We start from the raw sequence: 21284 nt of genomic DNA on the forward strand, positions 1-21284 counted from the left end.
CTTACCCTTGGTCAGATGGCGCCGGCCTTCAGGAATTCGACGGCGTGGTGAGCCGCGCGGGCCGACATGGCCATATAGGTCAGCGACGGATTCTGGCAACCGCTCGAGGCCATCGCGGCGCCGTCGGTGATGAACAGGTTGGGCACCTCGTGCGCCTGGTTGAACCGGTTGAGCACGCTGGTCCGGGGATCATGGCCCATGCGGGCCGTGCCCATCTCGTGAATGCCGAGCCCCGGCGGGTTGAGCCGCCCGATCTCGCGGACGATGCGCCCGCCCGCCGCCAGCACCATGGCCTTGGCGTCCTCCAGCATGCGGCGGCCCAGTTCGCGATCGTTGTCGCCGTGGTGGCAGTCGATCACCAGTTGCGGCAGGCCCCATTGGTCGGTCTTGGTGGGGTGCAGGGTCACCCGGTTGTCCGGGTTGGGCAGCATTTCGCCGAAGCCCGCGAGCCCGACCACCCAGGGGCCAGGGTGGCGCACCTGGTCCTTCAGCTCGGCCCCGACCGCCGGCTTGGCAGCGGCCACCCCGCGCCAGCCCTGGCGCATGACCCGGCCCTGGAACCCGTAGCCGCGCAGGTAGGGCTCGGTCTGGCCATCGAGGTTGCGATAGCGCGGGATGTAGATGCCGTTCGGGCGGCGGCCCCGATGGTAGGTCTCCGGGCCATCCATGATCGCCTGGACGGCCGGGCCATAGACATGGTCCATCAGGTTGCGGCCGACCTGGTCCGATCCGTTCGCCAGCCCGCGCGGGTGCGCGGCCGAGGCGGAATGGAGCAGGATCTGGGCGGTGCCGATGGTCGAGGCGCAGAGGAAGACCACCTTCGCCTGGTAGGTTGTCGCCGCCCGGGTGTGCTGGTCGATCACCCGCACCCCGGTGGCCTTGCCGGTCGCCGGGTCGGTGACGATCGAATGGGCGATGGCATCGGTGACGATCGTCAGGTTGCCGGTGCGCTCGGCGGCCGGGAGCGAGGACGACAGGCTGGAGTGATAGGCCCCGTAGGAGCAGCCGCGCTCGCACAGCGAACGGTACTGGCAGGGCGCCCGGCCCAGCTCGGTGTGCTGGGGCTGCGCCTGGGTGAGATGGGCGCAGCGCCCCATGATCACCCTGCGCCCGGCAAACTGCCGCTCGACCGCGGCCTTGAACAGCTTTTCGCCGTCGGTCATCGGCATGGCGGGGAGGAACTGCCCGTCGGGCAATTGCGGCAAGCCCTCGTTTTCGCCCGAAACCCCGATGAAGCTTTCCACCTTGTCGTACCACGGAGCCAGGTCGGCATAGCGGATCGGCCAGTCGATGCCATGCCCGTCCCGGGCGTTCGCGGTCAGATCCATCTCGGACAGACGATAGGTCTGGCGGCCCCACATGATCGACCGCCCGCCCAGATGATAGCCGCGGATCCAGCTGAACGGCTTGTCCGCCGGCGTGTCATAGGGATGCTGGCTGTCCTTCACCCAGTATTGCTGGGTGGCGCTGTTCACCGCATAGCACTGACGCTGGATCGGATAGTCGCGGGCCAGCTCCTCCTCCGGAATGCTGCCGGCGTTGGGCAGTTCCCAGGGCTGGAGCCCATCGGTGTAGGAGGCGCCGTGCTCGAGCTTGCGGCCCCGTTCGATCACCAGTGTTTTCAGGCCGCGCTCGCACAGTTCCTTGGCGGCCATCCCGCCGCTCATCCCCGAGCCGATGACGATCGCATCGAACATGGCAGTCTCCTTGATCGACCTGGCCCGGCCGAATGGTGCTGGCGTCCCGGTCAGGCTCCGGCCCAGGCGCGGGTCTGGGCGGTGAGCGGGATCGATGGCTCCCACGCCCCCGGCGCATGCTCGTAGCGCAGCTCCTGCGTGGCCCCCGGCTCGCTCAGGTAGTAGAGCGCGACCAGCAGGTCCCTGGTCATCGTGTAGTCGGCATCGCGGCCTAGGCGCTCGGCGTCATAGGCCGCCAGCACCGTCTTGCGCCGAGCCGGTGTGAGCCCGACAAAGGCTGCCCCGGTCTCGCTGGTCGCCTGCGCGTCGATCGCTCGCAGCACACCGAGGCAACCGGCCCGGCGCGCCGGACCGGCCCAGTCGCGCAGCAGGGCCTCGAAGGTTTGCGGAACGCCCGCGTCCACCGCGCCCGGGGTATCGGTCCGGGGGAGCAGCGTGTCGGCCACGGCCGTGACCAGGTCCCGCGTGGTCCGATCGAACAGGGAGGGCCCGGCGGCGGCCGCTGCGCCGAGCGCAGGGCCGGGTAAGGCCGCCGCCCCGATCAGCACCGCGACGGCATCCAGCAGGCTACGGCGATCCAGCGGCATCATCGGCCCTTCTCCTCTGCCGGCCTGACCTGTGCCAGCCTGACCCAGCCGATAGCACTCCGGCATTTGCGGCCGGCCTTTGCGGCCGGCTTTTGCGGCTTGACCGGTCGGGACCGGTTCTGGCAACGTTTTCAAAAATACTGGGCAGAGGAGCCACCCTTGTCAACATCGCAGGCGCGCCGGCCGCGCACGATCGCCCTGTTCGTCATGATGGCGCTGCAGTTGGCGATCTGGGGAGCCTGGGCGCCCAAGCTGTTTCCCTACATGGGCATGCTGGGCTTCACCCCGGGCCAGCAGGCGCTGGTCGGATCGTGCTGGGGCATCGCGTCGGTGGTCGGGATTTTCTTCTCCAACCAGTTCGCCGACCGCAACTTCGCTGCGGAACGGTTCCTGGCGGTGAGCCATCTGGTTGGCGGGCTGTGCCTGTTCGGCGCCGCCTGGGCGACGACCTTTCCCGCCTTCTTCGGCTGCTACCTGGTCTACAGCCTGGTCTATGTACCGACCCTGTCGGTTACCAACACGATCGCCTTCGCCAACCTCAGCGACGGCAAGGACTTCGGCCGGGTGCGCGCCGGGGGCACGGTCGGCTGGGTCATGGCGAGCTGGCCCTTCGTTTTCATCCTTGGCGCCCATTCCGGACCGGAGGACGTGCGCGCGATCTTCCTCGTCGCCGGGGCGATTGCGCTCGCGCTGGCGGCCTTTTCGCTCACCCTGCCGCACACCCCGCCAAACCCGGCGGGGGACGGGATCGATGCCCTGGCCTGGCGACGGGCGTTGGGTCTGTTGCGCCAGCCCTTCGTCGCGGTGCTGTTCCTGGTGACCTTCATCGATTCGGTGGTCCACAACGGCTACTTCGTGATGGCCGACGCCTTTCTGACCAACCGGGTCGGGATCGCGGGCAACCTGTCGATGGTGGTGCTCTCGCTCGGTCAGATCGCCGAGGTGGTGACCATGCTGGTGCTCGGCTGGGTGCTCGGCCGGCTGGGCTGGCGCGTGACGATGATCGTCGGCATCCTCGGCCACGCCGCCCGGTTCCTGGCCTTCGCCTTCCTCGCCGACAGCGTCCCCGCGATCGTCGCGGTCCAGCTCCTGCACGGCATCTGCTACGCCTTCTTCTTCGCGACCGTGTACATCTTCGTCGACGAGGCCTTCCCCAAGGACGTCCGCTCGAGCGCCCAGGGCCTGTTCAACCTGCTGATCCTGGGGATCGGCAACATGGTGGCGAGTGCGCTGTTCCCGGCCCTGACCGCCGGCCTGACCGGGCCGGATGGCCAGGTCGATTACCACCGGCTGTTCCTGGTCCCGGCCGGGCTCGCCGCAGCCGGGGCGATCATCCTGGCCCTTGCTTTCCGCCCCCCCAACGCCGTTCCGGCGACACCGGAGAACGCCTGATGAGCCCTGCATTCGATCGTCGCGGCCTGCTCGCAGGCCTGACCCTGGCCGGAGCCGCCGCTGCCGTTCCGGCCCTGGCGGCGCGGGGGACCCCGTTGCTGCGCCGGATCGGCAAGCCGCTGGGCGTGCAGCTCTATGCCCTGGGCGACGCGCCGCGCACCAACCTGCCCGGCACACTGCGCCGGCTGGCCGGCATGGGCTATCGCGATTTCGAGCTGCCCGGGTTCTACGGCCGCCCGGCGAAGGATCTGCGGGCCGACGCCGATGCGGCGGGGGTGCGGTTCGGCTCGATCCATCTCGCCTTGCCCGCACGGACGCCGCCGGGCAGCCCCTCGCTGATGAGCAGCCCCCAGGAACTGGCCGACACGCTGGGGGCGCTCGGCGTGACCCAGGCGGTCCTGCCGATGCCGCTGCTGCCCGACCGCTTGTCCTTTGCCCCGGGCGGCGATCCCCGCGCGGCCTTCGTCGCGGCGGTCGAAGCTGGCGGGCTCGACATGTGGAAGCGGCTGGCCGCGCTGCTCAACGAACGTGCCGCCGCGCTCAAGCCCTTCGGGATCGGCCTGGGTTACCACAACCACAACATGGAATTCCGCCCGCAGGGCGGGACCACCGGTTGGGACGTCCTGCTGGGCGAGCTTGACCCGCGCCTGGTCTTCATCGAGCTGGACCTGGGCTGGGCCGCCGCGGGCGGACGGGACGTCGTTGCCGAGCTGCGCCGGCTCAAGGGGCGCGTGCGGATGGTCCACGTCAAGGACATCAAGGCCAGCACCCCGACCAACTACGCGCTGCAGCAGGACCCCGCCGAAGTCGGCCAGGGCCGGCTCAACTGGCGGGCCATCCTGCCCGCCTGCGTCGCCGCCGGGGTGGAGCACTACTATGTCGAGCAGGAGCCCCCGTTCACCCGGGACCGCTTCGCCTCGATGCAGCTCAGTGCCGATTTCCTCACCCGCTTCGTCGGCTGACCGCCCTTGGCGGAATGATGGCACGGCGCCTGTGCGTGCGCATGGGGGCGGGCGCTAACCCGCGAACAGATCCGCGTAGGTCTCGCGCAGCAGCTTCTTCTGCACCTTGCCCATGGTGTTGCGGGGCAGTTCGGGGACGAAGATCACCCGCCGCGGCTGCTTGAACCGGGCGAGCTGGCCGGACAGGGCGGCCAGGACCGCCGCCTCGTCCAGCGCGGGATCGCGCGCCTGGACCACCGCCACCACCCCTTCGCCCATGTCGGGGTGCGGCACGCCGATCACCGCGCTCTCGGCAATCCCGGGCACCGCGTCGATCACGGTTTCGACTTCGGCGGGATAGACGTTGAAGCCGCCGCAGATGATCAGGTCCTTGGCCCGGCCGACGATCGTCACATAGCCCCGCGGATCGACCTGGCCGAGGTCGCCGGTGATGAAGAAGCCGTCCGGCCGCAGGTCTTCGGCGGTCTTGTCGGGCAATTGCCAATAGCCCTGGAATACGTTGGGGCCGCGCACCTCGATGATCCCGACCGCGCCGTCCGGCACGGCCGCGCCGGTCTCCGGATCGGTGATGCGCAGCTCGACCCCCGGCAACGGAAAGCCGACGCTGCCCGGCACCCGGTCCCCGTCGTAGGGGTTCGAGGTGTTCATGTTGGTCTCGGTCATGCCGTACCGCTCCAGAATGGCATGGCCGGTCCGCCGGGCGAAGGCCTTGTGCGTCTCGGCCGAGAGCGGAGCCGAACCCGAGACGAACAACCGCATCGCCGCCGCGGTCTCACGCGTGAACGCCGGCTCGGCCAGCAGGCGGGTGTAGAAGGTCGGCACGCCCATCAGCACGCTGGCCTGGGGCATCAGACGGATCAGCTCGGCCGCGTCGAAGCGCGGCAGGAAGATCATCGCGCTGCCCGCGGCGATCGTGACGTTGGTGGCCACGAACAGGCCATGGGTGTGGAAGATCGGCAGGGCGTGCAGCAGCACGTCGGCCGAAGTGAAGCGCCAGCAATCGACCAGGGTCACCGCATTGGAGGCCAGATTGTCGCGGCTGAGCATGGCGCCCTTGGACCGCCCGGTCGTGCCCGAGGTGTAAAGGATCGCGGCGAGCGCATCGCCCGGCAGGGCGGCGACCGGCGCCTCGACCGGCTGCGCATCGGCCCGTTGCGCCAGGCTGCCCTGCCCCGCCGCGTCGAGCGTCAGCCGCGCCGCGATGCCGAGTTCGTCGCACAGCGCGATCATGGCCGGCTCGTCCTCCGGGCGATGGACGAACAGGGCCGGCCGGGCGTCGCCGAGGAAGAAGCGGATCTCGGCCGGGGTATAGGCGGTGTTGAGCGGCAGGAACACGGCGCCGAGGCGCAGCGCGGCGAGATAGGCGAGGAGCGCATCGGGGCTCTTCTCCGCCTGGATCGCCACCCGGTCGCCCGGCTTCACGCCGCGGGCCGCGAACAGGTTGGCGAGCTGCGCGGTGCGGCCCAGGGCCGCGCCATAGCTCAGCACGGACAGGTCCGGCCCGATGAGGAAGGGAGCATCCGGAGCCGCTGCGGCGCGCTGCTGGAACAGGCTGAACATGTCAGGGTACACCGGCATTCCTTCGACTCGCATCCGTGCCATGTTGGCGGCAAACCGCAGCGGGCGCAGGGCTGGTCCTGCCGGATTGATCCGTTCAGCGCGGTATGCCAGATCACCCCTCCGCTATAACCTTGCGGGCAAGGCGTCCAGTGACGGCCAGGCCCCGGATGGTGGCCAACAGGCTACGCGGAGACGGCAAGGAAGCGGGCATGCGGGCCCCCATGGGCGCGGCTCCGCATGCGCCCGGGCGGAACACCGCGGCAGGAGAGGGGAACATGGCGATCTACGGAACGGCGCTGCTGGCGCTCTGCACGATCATCGGCGTGGCGTTGGGTGAGGCCCTGGGCCTGGCCCTGCACGTCAAGGCGAATGTCGGGGGCGTGGGTCTGGCCATGATGCTGCTGATGGCCGCGCGTAGCTGGCTGGCCCGGACGGGCCGGCTGACCCCGCAACTGCGGCTGGGGGTGGAGTTCTGGGCCGCGCTCTACATCCCGATCGTGGTGGCGATGGCCGCCCAGCAGAACGTCCTGGCCGCGCTCGATGGCGGTCCGATGGTGGCGATCGCGGCCGTGCTCACGGTCGGCCTGTGCTTCTCGCTGGTCGGTATGCTCGGGCGGCTGGGCGGCGCAGCGAGTGACTGAGGCCCTCGCGTCCGTGGCCGCCAAGCTGCTGGCCGAGCAGTCGCTGCTGATTGCCTTCGCCCTGGTCGGGGCGCTGATGGGGGCAAGCGCCCTGGTCTCGCGCATGCTGTTCCGGGGCCGGATCCACGCCAGCGCGATCGCGATCCTGGCCGCGCTGGCCCTCGCCTGGTGGGGCGGAGTGGTCACCGGCGGCAAGAAGGGGCTGGCCGACCTGCCCGCCTTCGCCGGCCTTGCCCTGCTGGGCGGATCGATGCTGCGCGACTTCGCGATCGTGTCGACCGCATTCGAGGTTGACGTGGGCGAGGCGCGCAAGGCCGGCCTGCTTGGCGCCGTCGCCCTGCTGCTGGGCACGGTGCTGCCCTTCGCTGTCGGCGTGGCCGTGGCCTGGAGCTTCGGCTACCGCGACGCCGTGTCGCTCGCCACGCTCGGCGCGGGTGCGGTCACCTACATCGTCGGGCCGGTGACAGGAGCGGCGCTGGGCGCCAGCTCGCCCGTGATGGCGCTGTCCATCGCCACGGGGGTGCTCAAGGCCGTGCTCGTCATGGTGATGACCCCGGTCTGCGCGCGGGCCATGGGGCTTGACAATCCCCGCAGCGCGATGATCTTCGGCGGGCTGGCCGGCACGGTCAGCGGGGTCGCCGGGGGACTGGCCGCGACCGACCAGCGCCTGGTTCCCTACGGCGCGCTGACCGCCACCTTCCACACCGGGCTGGGCTGCCTGCTCTGCCCCTCCATCCTGTTCCTGGCGCTGAGCCGGCTGGTCTAGCCGGCCGGTTCACTGGCCCGCCTTCTCCGCCGCGCGCGCAATCACCACGACTGGCTGTTGACTCGCCATGCGTTTGGCCACGAAGGCTTGGACCTCGGTCGCCGCGATCGTCGCGAAACGGTCGGGCTTGCTGACCAGCGCCGCCTTGGCGCGGCTCTCACGCCAGATCGTGGCCAGGTTCTCCACCCACCATTCGTTGCTCTCGCGCAGCTTGATCTCGCGCTGGATCAGCGGCTGGACCGCGCGGGCGAGCTCGTCGGGGCCGATCGGCTTGGCGGCCAGGTCCTGCAACTGCTGGTCGAGCAGCGTGCGGAAGGTGTCGAACTTGGCGGGCGGCGTCTCGAGCGACACGCCGATGTAGCCCTGCCCGGGGAGCTGGACCGAGGCCCGCGCGCGCGCCCGGGGGGAATAGGTGATGCCCAGCTTCTCGCGCACGGTATCGACCATCCGCGCCTCGAGGATCGCCGCCGCAACATCGGCGACATCGCTTTGCCGGGGATCAGCGAAGTAATCGGTCAGCGACCAGAAGGCGCCATAGATCGCCTGGTCGGCGCGCCCGGCGTGAGTCACCGTGTAGGGCTCTGTCCGTCCCGTCGGCATGGTCAGGCGGACCTGCGGCGCGGCGGGACGGGGCCGTGCGGCTCCAGCCCCGAAGGTGGCCTGCACAGCGGCCACCGCGGTCGGCACGTCGATATCCCCGACGATGGTGAGATCGGCGGCTCCGGCCAGGGCTGGCCCCAGCAGCGCGGGGAGATCGGCCGGGCGGGTAGCCGACAGGTCGGCCGCGCTGACCACCTCGCCGAAGCGGCCATCGCCGCCGCCGAACAGGCGATCGCGCTCCCGCTGGAACACCGCACCGGGATTGGCCTCGACCTGGCCCGCGATCATCGGGGCGATCGCCCCCAGCTTCTCGCCCAGTTCGGGCCGGAAGCCCGGATCGCGGGCGAAGGCGGCCAGCAGTTGCATCTCGCTCGACAGGTCGGCGGGACGGGTCACGCCATTCAGGTGGAAGGCCAGGCTGTCGCTCTCCAGCGTGGCGCCGACGAACTTGCCGCCGGACTGGCCCCACCGCTGGATGTCCGGCAGCCCGAGCTTGCCGGTCCCGCCCAGCGGCGCAAGCTCGGCCGCCCACAGCGCATGGACCAGCGGTGCCGGGACTCCGGCGCGGCCCTGGCCGAGCGAGACCTTGATGCGGATGCGATCCTTCTCGAAGGGCGTCTGCTTGACCGTGAGCCGGGTGCCGTTGGCAAAGGTGACGAGGGTCGTGCCCAGATCGGCGTCGCGGGTCTGGGCGGTCACGGTCCCGGCCGCGCCGAAGCTGTCATAGAGCCAGACCACGGCGACCTCGGCCGCGCGCAGGGCCAGGGGGCGGGCATAGGCCGCGGCCAGTTGCGCCTGCAGCGCGGGAACGCCGGCGCCGCCCGCCTGGGCCGAGCGGAACAGCACAGGGCCCTGGCCGGCAAAGGCCGCCTTGACCGCCTGCGACACCTCGGCCGGGGTCAGTCCGGCCAGGACCGTCTCGGCCAGGGCCAGGTCCTGCTGCGGGTGCGTGAACAGCTCGTCCTGGTCGACCGCCTTGACCAGGGCATTGGCCAGGTCCTCATGCTTGCGGGTCGAGGCGCCCTCGGCCTTGGCCTTGAGCCCGGTCATGACTTGGGCCACAGCACGCTGCAGCTCTTCCGGCGCGATCGGTCCCGATACGATCTGGCGCTGCTCCTCGATCACCGCGGCCAGCGCCTCGCTCCACTTGTCGGGCGCGGCCGCGATGCCGACCTGGGTCAGCGCAGCCGTATCGATCAGGTCCGGAACGGTCGCGGCGCCGCCTCCGACGAACGGGCTGCCCGGCTTGGCGGCGCGATCGGCGATGCGGTTGTTGAGCACCACCAGGCCGACCTGCTGCAGCGCCTGTTCCCGCACCACCGCGACCGTATCGGCCCGGCGATCGACCGGCCGCACCCAGCTCAGGGTCAGCACATCGGGCGCGCCCGCCGCCACGAACTCGATGGCCGGCTGCGCCGGCGACGGCGTGCCGGGTTCGACCGGGGTGGCCGGTCCGCTGGCCTTCCAGTCGGCGAAGCCGGCCTTGATCCGGGCCTCGACCCTGGCCGGATCGATGTTGCCGACCACGATCAGGGTCGCGTTGTCGGGGCGGTAATAGCGCCTGTAGTAGTCCCGCATGCGCTCCGGCGTGGCCGCCTTGATCGTCTCGACCGTGCCGATCGGCCAGCGCCGCGCGGCGCGCGTCCCGGCCAGGACATTGCCGAGGTTGGCCTTGGTCATGCGGTAGACCGGCACGTCGCGGGCCCGCTCCTCCGACAGGATCACGCCCTTTTCCGCCTCGAGCGCGGCGGCATCCAGGGTTAGCCGCTCGCCGATCTCGCGGAACAGCGACAGGCCGGTGTCGAGCGCGGCATCGTCCGCCTTGGGGAAGTTGAACATGTAGACCGTCTGGTCCTGCGCGGTGAAGGCGTTGGTGTCCGGACCGAAGCGCAGGCCCTGCCGCTCCAGCATCTTCACCACCTCGCCATCGGCGACATTGCGGCTGCCGCGGAAGGCCATGTGTTCGAGGAAATGGGCCAGGCCCTGCTGCTCGTCGGTCTCCTCAATCGATCCCGACCCGATCCGCAGCCGCATCGCCACCCCATCGCTGGGCGTGGTGTTGCGCAGGATGGCATAGCGCAGGCCGTTGGGCAGGGTGCCGAAGGTCACCGCCGGATCGGGCTTGCGGCCGTTGTACTCCTGCGCCCAGCGCCCCTTCTGCTTGAGCGGCGCGTCCTGGGCAAAGGCGGGGGGCGCCACCAGCGAGGCAGAGAGCAGGGTGAGCGCGATCAGGCTGACGGTGTGGCGCAGTTTCATTGGGTTTTCTCTCCTGTCTGTCCTGCTCGCCAGGCAAGCACAACCATCGCGATCGTCATCGAGCGCGTCCTCCCGAACATCCGACCAAGACAGAGGCGATGGTTAACCGCACCTGTCATGTTCGGCCGCTGATGGACCCGAGACAATGCTCTGATGTCCGCTGTCAACACTTCAGGCGTGCGGCATCATTCCGCTGGGGCAAGCGGCACGGTTGTATCCGCGCACAGGTGGAGGTGGGGCCTGAGAGACGTCGGTGATCAAGCTCTGATACGCGGGTTGGCTACCGCATTCCCGATTATGCGTCCGGGGCTGATCCGATCTTACAGCGGGCGTCGGCAATGCCGGCCACAAAGCGTCTGACGGATGTTCCCCTGCCGTGGCCCCACCCCCGCCTGTGAGCGGGAGTGAGCGTTAGCCTCAGGCGGGCTGCACCTCCCGAGCAACTGCCCACATGAAGCCGGTAAGTTCTCGAGCGATGGCGGCGCACACGACGGTGGTCTTCTTCCCGTTCGCGCTCAGGGTTCTGTAGCGGGCCGTAAGCCTGCTCTGCGCCTTCCATGCGATCTCGCGAACCTTTGGAGTGGTTTGCTCAAGCCGATAGAGCTTCTTTGCGCCCACGCGAGGTGGGTGGCGGTAGGTCCAGGCGCTTTCCACCAGCATGTGACGCACGCGGCTATTGCCGGCCTTCGTAATGCCGCCGCGCCGGACGGAGTCACCGGTCGAACGCTCACTTGGCACCAGACCAAGATAGCCCATCAGCTGACGGGGACTATCGAAGCGACGCACATCCCCGATCTCAGTTGCGAATGTAACGGCGACGATGAGATCCACCCCACGCAATGCCTGTAGAGCTCGGACGACCGGAGCCAGTGACCAGGTTGGCAGGAACTGCTCGATTGCCGCCTCGATCCGATCGACCCGTTCCTTGGATATCCGCACCGCATCGACAAGCTCCTGCAGCGCAATCTGATGGGCAGGATGCTCAAAGCGCTGTTCTTGCAGCCACCGCAAGTAGCGCATCGACCAGCTCTTCTTGCGCGGGAAAATGCGCCCATGTTTCAGCATGAAGGCACTCACTTGTTGCCGATGGACCCTCTGGGCCTCGACAGCCGCGGCTCTCGCACGAACCAGATCGCGCATGGCTTCGTGACCTTCGTCAGGAACCCATACAGGCGTCAATTCGCCCGCACGGAGAAGCTTGGCCAGGCCGACCGCGTCACGACGGTTGGTCTTCACTCGGTCGCCAGGCTTCCTTGGGATCAACGAGGGCGCGACGACATCGCACGGATGACCCATGGACGTGATCAGGCGGTGGAGGCCGTAACCTGTCGGCCCTGCTTCATAACAGAAATGGGCGCGTCCGTGCTTGTCGGCAATCCGCTGCACCACCCGTCGCATTGTGTCGGGGGATGCATCGACCTCCCCAAAATACCGGACCTCTCCACCACGCTCGTGATCAGCAATCGCGATCGCATTGCGCGACTTCGCAACGTCGATTCCGACGAATACATCTGTATGATGGCCCACGGCTCGTCCTCCTACGATGAGGATCGGCTCGGCCAGTTCCGAGCAACCCTCGGATCACGCAGTGTAGGGCGAGCCACCTCACATGCCGAGGCGGACATACGGTCTTAGATAATCTGGAGGCGGCCAGCAACAATCGCGCCGGAGGCCGCGCACCGGCATCGGCCAGCGCCCGGATTCGGCGGCCCGCGCCCGCCGCCGCGCCCCACGGCTGGCCCGGCACATGATCCCGCCCTTTGAACTCAACGGCTTGTTCGGAACGGCGAAATGCCGCTTCACGCCAGCGCGCAAGCAACTATGCTGCCCCTGGATCACGATGCTGCGGAAAGGGAACTTGATGCTGGAGGTGAAGGGCGTCAGCCATGTCTATGCCAACGGCACCCGGGCGCTGGACGATGTGAACCTGACCATCCCGCGGGGCATGTTCGGGCTGCTTGGTCCCAATGGCGCCGGGAAGTCGACCCTGATGCGCACGATCGCCACGCTGCAGGCCCCGACGACAGGCCGCATCCGCTTCGGCGAAATCGATGTCCTGGCCGAACCGGACCGGCTGCGGCGCACCCTGGGCTACCTGCCCCAGGACTTCGGGGTCTATCCCCGCGTCTCGGCTTACCAGATGCTCGATCACATGGCCGTGCTGAAGGGTATCCACCATGCCGGGGAGCGGCGGGATGCGGTCGAGCACCTGCTGAACCAGACCAACCTGTGGGCGGTGCGCGGCAAGGCGATCGCCGGATTTTCCGGCGGCATGCGCCAGCGCTTCGGCATTGCCCAGGCGCTGATCGGGGATCCCGAACTGATCATCGTCGACGAACCGACCGCGGGGCTCGATCCCGAGGAGCGCAACCGCTTCCTCAACCTCCTCGCGGGGATCAGCGAGTCCGTGGTGGTGATCCTGTCGACTCACCTGGTCGACGACGTGGCCGACCTGTGCCCGCGCATGGCGGTCCTTGCCGGCGGCCGCGTCCAGCTCGAAGGCGCACCGCACGATCTGATCGGGTCGATCGCGGGACGGGTCTGGCGCCGCACCGTGCCGCATCAGCAACTGGCCGAGATGCAGGCCAGCCACGAGGTCATCTCTTACCGCTTCTTCGCCGGGGAGATCGTGGTGCACGTGCTGTCCGACAGCCAGCCGGAGGGGTTCACACCGGTGTCCGGCGGGCTCGAGGACGTGTACTTCACCACCCTGGCCGAAGCGCGCCGGGCCCCCGCCGAAGCCGCCGCTTAAGTGGGAGAGGCAGGCCATGCTGTCCGCGTCGATCGCCGCCTTCGAGATCCGCTACCAGCTCCGCAACCCGGTGTTCTGGGTGTCGGTCGCGATCTTCTTCCTGCTCGGCTTCGGCCTTTCGGCGAGCAGCAATGTCAGTGTTGGCGTGCCGCCGTCGGTGCATGAGAATTCGCCGTTCGCCGTCACCATCGCCCTGGGCATCCTTTCGCTGTTCTACCTGTTCGTAATCACGTCCTTCGTGGCGAACGCGGTGGTGCGCGATGATGTCACCGGGTTCGGGCCGATGATCCGGGCCACCCCGGTCGGCCGCTCGAGCTTCCTCGCCGGACGCTTCGTGGGCGGCTTGGGCATAGCCGTGCTCGGCTATGCCGCCGTGCCGCTGGGCATCGCCGTCGGGGCGGCCATGCCCTGGGTCGATCCGGAGACGGTCGGCCCGGGCGGCCTGGCGACTTACCTCTGGCCCTTCCTGGTCATCGCCATCCCCAACCTGATCCTGTCATCGGCGCTGCTGTTCAGCCTGGCCACGCTGACCCGATCGATGCTGGCCAGCTACATCGGCGTGCTCATCCTCGTGATGGGCTACCTCACCGTGGCCTCGGTCGTGGGGAGCGAGCCGCAGTACCAAACCGCCGGTGCCCGGTTCGAACCCATGGCCATGGGGGCGATCAGCGAGGCGACACGGTACTGGACCGCCGCCGACATGAACACGCGGCTCATCCCGCTGGAAGGCAACCTGCTGATCAACCGCCTGATCAGCCTGGCCTGGAGCGCGCTGTTCCTGGGGATCGCCTGGGCGCGCTTCAGCATGACCGAACGGGCCCCGTCGCGCTGGCGGCAACGGCGTCTGGCCCGTCAGGCCCGCCGCGGCGCCGCGGCCGCACGGGTGCCGCCGCGATCGCTCACCCGGCCGGCCCGCCGCAGCTTCGGCCCGGCTCACGCGATGGGGACGTTCCGGGCCAGGCTCAAGACCGAGACGCTGCAGGTGCTGCGCAGTCCGGGCCTGATCGTCCTGCTGCTGATCGCGGTGGTCTTTACCGCGTTCAACCTGATCTTCGCCGAGACGCTATACGGCACTCCGTCGTACCCGCTCACCGCCAGTGTGGTGACCACGGTGATCCAAAGCTCCGGCCTGTTCACGCTGATCGTGGCCGTGTTCTATGGCGGCGAGCTGGTCTGGCGCGAGCGCGACGTGAAGATCAACGAGATCGTCGATGCCGCACCGGTGGCCGGCTGGGCGATGCTGATCCCCAAGATCCTGGCCATCACGACGGTGCTGGTGCTGATGGCGCTGGCCGGCATGCTGACGGGCGTGCTGTTCCAGCTCGCCCACGGAGCCCGGAGCATCGATCTGGGCATGTACCTGGCGGCCTATGTGCTGCCGCAGAGCGCCCACCTGCTGCTGATCGCGGTGCTGGCGGTGTTCCTGCAGGTGCTCAGCCCCAACAAGTATGTCGGCTGGGCGCTGATGCTGGTGTGGTTCGTGACCCGGGTGTTCCTGTCGAACCTGGGCTATCGCGACCTGCTCTACACCTATGGCGCCAGTCCGCCCGATCCGCTGAGCGACATGAACGGGATGGGCAGCTTCTGGATCGGCGGTTGGATCACCCTGGCCTACTGGCTGTGCGCAGCCGTGGTGCTGCTGGTCCTGGCCCACTGGGCCTGGCCGCGCGGAACCGTGGTGGCGGTCCGGCCGCGGCTGAAGGGCATGAGCGGACGGGCCACGGCCGTGTCGGGGGCAACGGCGCTGGCCGCGATCGCCGGGATGATCGGCACCGGGCTGGTGATCCATCACAACACCCACGGGCTCAACCGCTACGAGACCTCCGACGCGCGCGAGGCGCGCACCGCGGCCTATGAGCGAAAGTACCTGAAATACGAGCGGCTGCCGCGCCCCGTGGTGACCGACGTGGACTTCACCATCGCGATCTATCCCGATGAGCGGCGGATGGACGCCTCGGGCCACTACCTGCTGCGCAACGACAGCGGCGTGCCGATCACGGAACTGCACGTCCGGCAGGGCGACGAGGCCGCGCGCTTCACCCGGCTGGACGTCAGCGGGGCAACCCTGGCCAGCGACGACCGGGACAACGGCTACCGCATTTACCGCTTCACCATTCCGCTGGCGCCGGGAGCCATGACCCGGCTCGATTTCGCGTCGCGCATCTGGCACCGCGGGTTTGCCAACGATCAGGCGGCTACCGACCTTGTCGCCAACGGCACCTTCGTCAACAACCTGGCCTTCGCGCCGATCATTGGCATGGACCGGAACGGCCTGCTGCAGGACCGCACCAAGCGGCGGCGGCAGGGCCTGCCCGACGAACTGCACCCGGCCCGGCTGGAGGACACGAGCGCCCAAGGCGAGAATTACATCCATGCCGACTGGGTCAATTCCCGCATCACCATCAGCACCTCCGCCGATCAGGTGCCGATCGCCCCGGGCGACAAGGTGTCCGACGTGGTCCGCGATGGCCGCCGCACCGCGGTGTTCACCAGCCCGGCCCCGATCCTGAACTTCTTCTCGGTCCAGTCGGCCCGCTATGCCCTGGCCGAGGACCGCTTCGGCCCCGTGCGGCTCTCGGTCTATCATGATCCGCGGCACGCCTGGAACGTCCCGGGCATGCTCAAGGCGATGAAGGCCTCGTTGGCCTACTACACCGCGAATTTCGGGCCCTATCAGTTCGGCTATGCCCGGATCATCGAGTTCCCCGGCTACGCCAGCTTCGCCCAGGCCTTTGCCGGGACGATCCCCTATTCCGAAGACATCGGCTTCGCCGCCGACGTGCGCGATCCCGAGAAGATCGACTACGTGACCTATGTCACCGCCCACGAAATCGCCCACCAGTACTGGGCCCACCAGGTGGTGGGCGCCGACATGCAGGGGGCGACGCTGCTGTCGGAAACGCTCGCCCAGTACAGCGCGCTGATGGTCATGCAGCGGCTGGAGGGGCGCGACAAGATCCGCCGGTTCCTGAAGTACGAGCTGGACCGTTACCTGGCGGCCCGCAAGACCGATGTCCTGGCCGAACAGCCGCTCGATCGGGTCGAGAACCAGCAGCACATCCATTACCGCAAGGGTGCGCTGGCGATGTACCTGCTCCAGCAGCGTCTGGGCGAGGACGCGGTCAATCGCGCGCTGGCGCGACTGGTCGGAACCTACCGCTTCAAGGGCGCGCCCTATCCCCGCTCGCTCGATCTCGTCGCCGAACTGCGCAAGGAGGCGCGGACCCCCGAGCAGCAGGCGCTGATCACCGATCTGTTCCAGCGGATCACGATCTACGATCTCAAGGCCCGTTCGGCCACGACCCGCCCCGCCGCGAACGGACAGTGGGTGACCCGCATCACGATCGATGCCGCCAAGTTCACGGCCGATGGCAAGGGCCGGGAAACACCGGTCAACCTGGCCGAGACCATCGAGGTCGGCCTGTTCACCGCCCGCCCCGGCAGCGGAGCCTTCGACAAGGCCAAGGTGCTGGCGATGGCCCGCCAACCGATCCGCAACGGGGTGCAGACCATCGAACTGCGGACCGCCGGGAAGCCGTTGTTCGCCGGGGTCGACCCCTACAATTTCTACATCGATCGCGATGCGGACGACAATCTGGTGGCGGTGAACTGACCGGGCGGCGGCCGCCGTTGGCAGTGGACAAGCCGGCGCCCGGAGGAGTACCCCTTCTCCATCCCATCAAGTCCCAACCAGCCGGATGATCCCTTGACCCTGCGCACCCGCACCGCCCTCGCCGCCGTTCTGGTCCTTGCCCTGCCAGTCTCGGCCCAGGCCGAGCCCGTGGTCATTCGGGCCGCGCACATGGTCGACGTCCTGGCCGGGCGGGTGATCGACAATGTGCAGGTGGTGGTCGACGGTGAGCGGATCGTCAGCGTCGGCCGGCGCGGCGATGCCGTGCCCGCGGATGCCCGGACCATCGATCTGGGCGAGCGCACCCTGCTTCCCGGGCTGATCGACATGCACGTCCACCTGACCTCCGATCCCACGTTCAGCGGCTATCGCGGGCTGGAGTTCACCGACAACTTCTGGACCGTGGTCGGCGTGGCCAACGCCGCGAAGACCCTGGCGGCGGGCTTCACGACCGTGCGCAATGTCGGCACCGACAACTACAACGACGTCGCGTTGAAGCAGGGCATCGAGCGGGGCTATGTCCCCGGCCCGCGCATCGTCCCCGCCACCTATGCCCTCGGCGCGACCGGCGGCCATTGCGACAGCACCGAGTTTCCGCCCAGCATCCCGGTGCCAAGCCCGCAGATCGCCAATTCGCCCGACGAATTCCGCGCGCTGGTGCGGCGCAATCGCAAGTACGGGGCGGAGGTGATCAAGATCTGCATGACCGGCGGGGTCTTCTCGAAGACAGACTCGGTCGGCGGGCAGCAACTGACCGATGACGAGGTCAAGGCCATCACGGACGAGGCGCACATGCTCGGCATGAAGGTTGCCGCCCATGCCCACGGGACGGCCGGGATCAACGCCGCGCTGCGCGCCGGGGTCGATACGATCGAGCACGCCAGCCTGGCCGACGCCACCAGCTTCAGCCTGGCCAAGGAACGCGGGGCCTGGTTCTCGATGGACATCTACAACGATGATTACATCCTGGCCGAAGGGGCCAAGAACGGCGTCTTCGCCGAGAGCCTCGAGAAGGAACGGATGATCGGGCGCAAGCAGCGCGAAACCTTCCGCGCCGCCCATGCCGCGGGCGTCAAGATGGTGTTCGGCAGCGATGGCGGGGTCTATCCCAATGGCGACAACGCCCGGCAGTTTGTCACCATGACCCAGTGGGGGATGACCCCGCTGGAAGCGATCCAGGCCGCCACCCGCAACGCCGCCGAGGCGCTGGGCCGCACCGCGGATGTGGGCGCGATCGCGCCGGGCCGTTATGCCGATCTGATCGCGGTCGACGGCGATCCGCTCAAGGATGTCACGACCTTGCAGCAGGTGCGCTTCGTGATGAAGGGCGGGAAGGTGGCCAAGGGCTCCTGAGGGTCGGCCCGCCCCGGCACCCGCCCGGCGCACAAGGCCATTGCGCGCCTGGCCGTTTCCGGCGATCCCGTGATTATGGACCTGCCCGCCACCTCGCGACGAACCCTGCTGGGCGCCAGCGGCCTCCTGGCGGCGGGTGCGCTCTTGCCCGGCCGGCTGGCCGCGCAGTCCGAAGCCGATGATCTGACCCGGATCACCGGTGACGTCGTGCCGATCTCGCCACGGGAACGGGCCGAGCGGATCGCCCGGGCGCGCACCCTGATGGGCGAGGCGGGAATCGACGCGATCCTGATCGAGCCGGGCGCGAGCCTCGCCTATTTCACCGGCATCAAGTGGCGGCGCAGCGAACGCCTGACCGCGGCGGTCCTGTTCCGCGATGGCGAGGTGCTGGTCGTCACCCCCTTCTTCGAAGAGCCTTCGGTGCGCGAGACGCTGATGGTTCCGGCCGATGTGCGGGTCTGGCAGGAGGACGAGGACCCGATCGCCCTGGTCGCCGACGCGATGCGGCAGCGCGGGGTCCAGCGCGGCCGGCTGGGGGTCGAGGAGACCGTCCGGTTCTTCGTCAGCCAGGGGCTCGCGGCCCGCCTGCCTGCACTGAGCGTGGTATCGGCCGATCCGGTCGTGCGCCGCTGCCGGATGATCAAGTCTCCGGCCGAGATCGCCCTGATGCAGAAGGCGGCCGACGTGACGATGGCGGCCTATCGCTGGCTCTGGCCGCGACTTCGCCCGGGCATGACACCGGGCACGATCGGGGCCCTGATGAATGCCGCAACGCTCAGGCTGGGCGGCGTTCCCCAGTTCTCCATGGCCCTGCTGGGCGAGGCTTCGGCCTATCCCCATGGCTCGGGCCAGCCGCAGGTGGTGCGCGACGGCGAGGCGATCCTGATGGACTGCGGCTGCACGGTCGAGGACTATCAGTCGGACATCTCGCGCACCTTCGTGCTCGGCAAGGCCCCTGCAGAGGTCACCGCGGTCTGGAACACGGTGCGCGAGGGCCAGCGCATCGCCTTTGCCGCAGCCCGCCCCGGGGCGGAGGCGGGCAGCGTCGACCGCGCGGTGCGCCGCTTCTACGAAAGCGCGGGCTTCGGTCCGCGTTACCGGCTCCCCGGCCTGTCGCACCGCACCGGCCACGGGATCGGGCTGGACGGCCACGAACCGGTCAACCTGGTCGGCAACGAAACCACCCGCCTGGCCCCGGGCATGTGCTTCTCGAACGAGCCCGGGCTCTATCTGCCGGGGAAGTTCGGGGTCCGCCTGGAGGATTGCTTCCACATGACGGCCGAGGGACCGCGCTGGCTGTCGCAACCCGCAGCCTCGCTCGACCAACCGGTCTGAGACCTCGCAGGGGCCCGGGCGAGCGGGTCGGTACCAGGCCGTTTCGGTTTTGCGGAAACGGTGTCTAGAGCGCCCGGTAGCGGAAGTCGCGGAACAGGACCTTCCCCGATCCCGCGGCGAACAGGGCCGGCCGCAGGCTCAGCAGATCGTCGATCGTGTTCGCATTGTAGCCGGCCACGTAAGCGCGGACCGCGTGGCGCGTCCAGGCTTGCCCGTCGGTGCTGTAATGGAAGGTCACGATCTGCCGATCGTTGGTAATCCGCAGGAACAGGCGGCGCGTGGCCGGCGCGGGCTCTTGCCAGTAGGCCGCTTTGCCGCCGCGATAGGTGATCATCCGCTGCCCGTCGATGCCCATGCCGAGGAACAGCCGGTCGTCGAAGAACAGCAGGAGCCCGCCCTGCGTCGCGCCGACCAGTTCCACTTCGACCTGCACCTCGTATGCCCGATCGCCCACCAGTTGGGTCAAGGGCGAACAATTGGCCGGGCTGTCTCCCTTGGCCGTCAGACTGAGGATGCCATCCGCCACCGTCACCCGCGAGGCGTCTTGGGGGGCGCTGGCGTAAAGCGTCCACAGCCGACCGAGCGCCTCCTGCCGGAAGGGATCGGAATGGGGCATGCCGTGGGGAACGGGTGTTCCGGGCGGCTTCGCCAGGGGTTGCGAGAGGTCGCCGCCGGTGGCGCGGAACCAGCCGTCGTCGTCCCACTCGATGGGTTCGAGCAGCGTCTGCCGACCGAGCGAGTGATAGCCGCGCTCATAGCCATGATAGACCATGAACCAGCGGCCGTCGGCCCCTTCGACGCAGGTGGCGTGGCCGCGCGACCACCACAGGTCCTGATCGGACCGGGCCCGCACGATGGGATTGTGCGGGCAGGTCTGCCACGGGCCATGAATGGAGCGCGATCGCGCCGCCACGACCATGTGCCCGGTCGCCGGGCCGGAGGTACCCCCGACGGCGTTGACCAGGTAGAAGTAATCGCCGCGCCGGAACAGCTTGGGGCCCTCGGGTGACCAGGCCTCGGTGATCCAGTCATCGGGATAGCGCCAGGCCTCGTAGACGGTCTCGACCGGTCCGGCGGTGGCCAGTCCGTCGGGCGTCAACCGGACCCGCTTGCCGTCGTTGAAGAACAGGTAGCGGTGCCCGTCCTCGCCAACCACGTGGCCCGGATCGATCAGCCCGCCGATCTTCAGGTCGATCGGCGCGCTCCACGGCCCGGCCATCGACGGGGCATGGATCACATAGATGTTGGCGAAGCTGGCCAGTGGTGGCGACCACGGCGCCCGCATGAAGGGAATGTAGATGAAGTAGCGATCCCCGTGCTTGGCGATATCCACCGCGAACACGGTTCCCAGCGGCCTGGGCAGGGCCGATCCGATCGGGCGCCAGTTCACCAGATCACGAGAATGCCAGATCAGCAGGCCGGGCGCCGAATCGAACGACGAATGGGTCATGTAGTAATCGTCGCCGTCCTTGAGGACGCTCGGATCGGCATAGTCCCCGGCCAGCACCGGATTGAGATAGCGGCCATCGCCAAGGTCCGCCTTGCGCTGGCCCTCGATCCCGCGAGGCCAGGCCGGCTCGGCTGGCGCCGGGGTCGCGGCTGGGGCCTGGACGCCGGGCACCCCAGGGCCTGACGCCGCCCGCCCGATCGACGCGGAGACTGCCAGAGGCGCGGTCAGGCCCAGCTTGATCGCGTTGCGACGGGATTCCATGCAGACTCTCGGATTATTAGAATAGCAATTCTACTATAGGG

14 protein-coding genes are annotated in these 21284 nt (G+C 68.7%); 8 read left to right on the top strand and 6 right to left on the bottom strand.

Features of this window, described 5'->3' with window-relative positions; all coding sequences use genetic code 11:
• Positions 1–11: 11 nt before the first annotated feature.
• Both H7F49_RS07825 and H7F49_RS07830 read right to left on the bottom strand, forming a co-directional pair.
• Positions 12–1697 (bottom strand): GMC oxidoreductase, encoded by a 1686-nt coding sequence (locus H7F49_RS07825; protein WP_185683028.1) that lies wholly within the window; start codon positions 1695–1697, stop codon positions 12–14.
• A 50-nt stretch (positions 1698–1747) separates the two neighbouring features.
• Positions 1748–2287, bottom strand: coding sequence for a gluconate 2-dehydrogenase subunit 3 family protein (locus H7F49_RS07830; protein WP_185683029.1), 540 nt, complete (start codon positions 2285–2287; stop codon positions 1748–1750).
• 156 nt (positions 2288–2443) lie between these two features.
• On the opposite strand from H7F49_RS07830, the gene H7F49_RS07835 reads away from it, so the two are divergent.
• Positions 2444–3676, top strand: a complete 1233-nt coding sequence (locus tag H7F49_RS07835; RefSeq protein ID WP_235982006.1) for an MFS transporter — start codon at positions 2444–2446, stop codon at positions 3674–3676.
• Positions 3676–4638, top strand: a complete 963-nt coding sequence (locus tag H7F49_RS07840; RefSeq protein ID WP_185683030.1) for a sugar phosphate isomerase/epimerase family protein — start codon at positions 3676–3678, stop codon at positions 4636–4638. Before H7F49_RS07835 ends, H7F49_RS07840 begins: the two co-directional genes overlap by 1 nt.
• Before the next feature lie 54 nt (positions 4639–4692).
• On the opposite strand, the gene H7F49_RS07845 is transcribed toward H7F49_RS07840, so the two are convergent.
• Entirely contained in the window at positions 4693–6216 is a 1524-nt protein-coding gene (locus H7F49_RS07845) for a malonate--CoA ligase (protein ID WP_235982007.1), read from the bottom strand.
• 257 nt (positions 6217–6473) lie between these two features.
• Here H7F49_RS07845 and madL point away from each other — a divergent pair, with 257 nt between their 5' ends.
• On the top strand, positions 6474–6839 hold the full coding sequence (madL, locus tag H7F49_RS07850; protein WP_185683031.1) for a malonate transporter subunit MadL: 366 nt from the start codon (positions 6474–6476) through the stop codon (positions 6837–6839).
• On the top strand, positions 6832–7605 hold the full coding sequence (gene madM, locus H7F49_RS07855; protein ID WP_328806599.1) for a malonate transporter subunit MadM: 774 nt from the start codon (positions 6832–6834) through the stop codon (positions 7603–7605). The genes madL and madM overlap by 8 nt, the downstream gene beginning before the upstream one ends.
• A 9-nt stretch (positions 7606–7614) precedes the next feature.
• On the opposite strand, the gene H7F49_RS07860 is transcribed toward madM, so the two are convergent.
• Together H7F49_RS07860 and H7F49_RS07865 are read right to left on the bottom strand one after the other, a co-directional pair.
• Entirely contained in the window at positions 7615–10461 is a 2847-nt protein-coding gene (locus tag H7F49_RS07860; RefSeq protein WP_185683033.1) for a M16 family metallopeptidase, read from the bottom strand.
• 417 nt (positions 10462–10878) lie between these two features.
• Positions 10879–11988 (bottom strand): IS110 family RNA-guided transposase, encoded by a 1110-nt coding sequence (locus tag H7F49_RS07865; RefSeq protein ID WP_185683034.1) that lies wholly within the window; start codon positions 11986–11988, stop codon positions 10879–10881.
• Positions 11989–12322: 334 nt separating this feature from the next.
• On the opposite strand from H7F49_RS07865, the gene H7F49_RS07870 reads away from it, so the two are divergent.
• From H7F49_RS07870 to H7F49_RS07885, 4 genes are all read left to right on the top strand, one after another.
• Positions 12323–13213, top strand: a complete 891-nt coding sequence (locus tag H7F49_RS07870; protein WP_185683035.1) for an ABC transporter ATP-binding protein — start codon at positions 12323–12325, stop codon at positions 13211–13213.
• 16 nt (positions 13214–13229) lie between these two features.
• Positions 13230–16826 (top strand): ABC transporter permease/M1 family aminopeptidase, encoded by a 3597-nt coding sequence (locus H7F49_RS07875; protein ID WP_235982008.1) that lies wholly within the window; start codon positions 13230–13232, stop codon positions 16824–16826.
• 99 nt (positions 16827–16925) lie between these two features.
• Positions 16926–18197 (top strand): Xaa-Pro dipeptidase, encoded by a 1272-nt coding sequence (locus H7F49_RS07880; protein ID WP_235982019.1) that lies wholly within the window; start codon positions 16926–16928, stop codon positions 18195–18197.
• Between the two features lie 75 nt (positions 18198–18272).
• Positions 18273–19532 (top strand): M24 family metallopeptidase, encoded by a 1260-nt coding sequence (locus H7F49_RS07885; protein WP_185683036.1) that lies wholly within the window; start codon positions 18273–18275, stop codon positions 19530–19532.
• A 64-nt stretch (positions 19533–19596) separates the two neighbouring features.
• Here H7F49_RS07885 and H7F49_RS07890 read toward each other — a convergent pair whose 3' ends face one another.
• Positions 19597–21243, bottom strand: coding sequence for a family 43 glycosylhydrolase (locus H7F49_RS07890; protein WP_185683037.1), 1647 nt, complete (start codon positions 21241–21243; stop codon positions 19597–19599).
• Between the last annotated feature and the right edge of the window lie 41 nt (positions 21244–21284).

The organism is Novosphingobium aerophilum, from assembly GCF_014230305.1.
GTDB classification, from domain to species: domain Bacteria; phylum Pseudomonadota; class Alphaproteobacteria; order Sphingomonadales; family Sphingomonadaceae; genus Novosphingobium; species Novosphingobium aerophilum.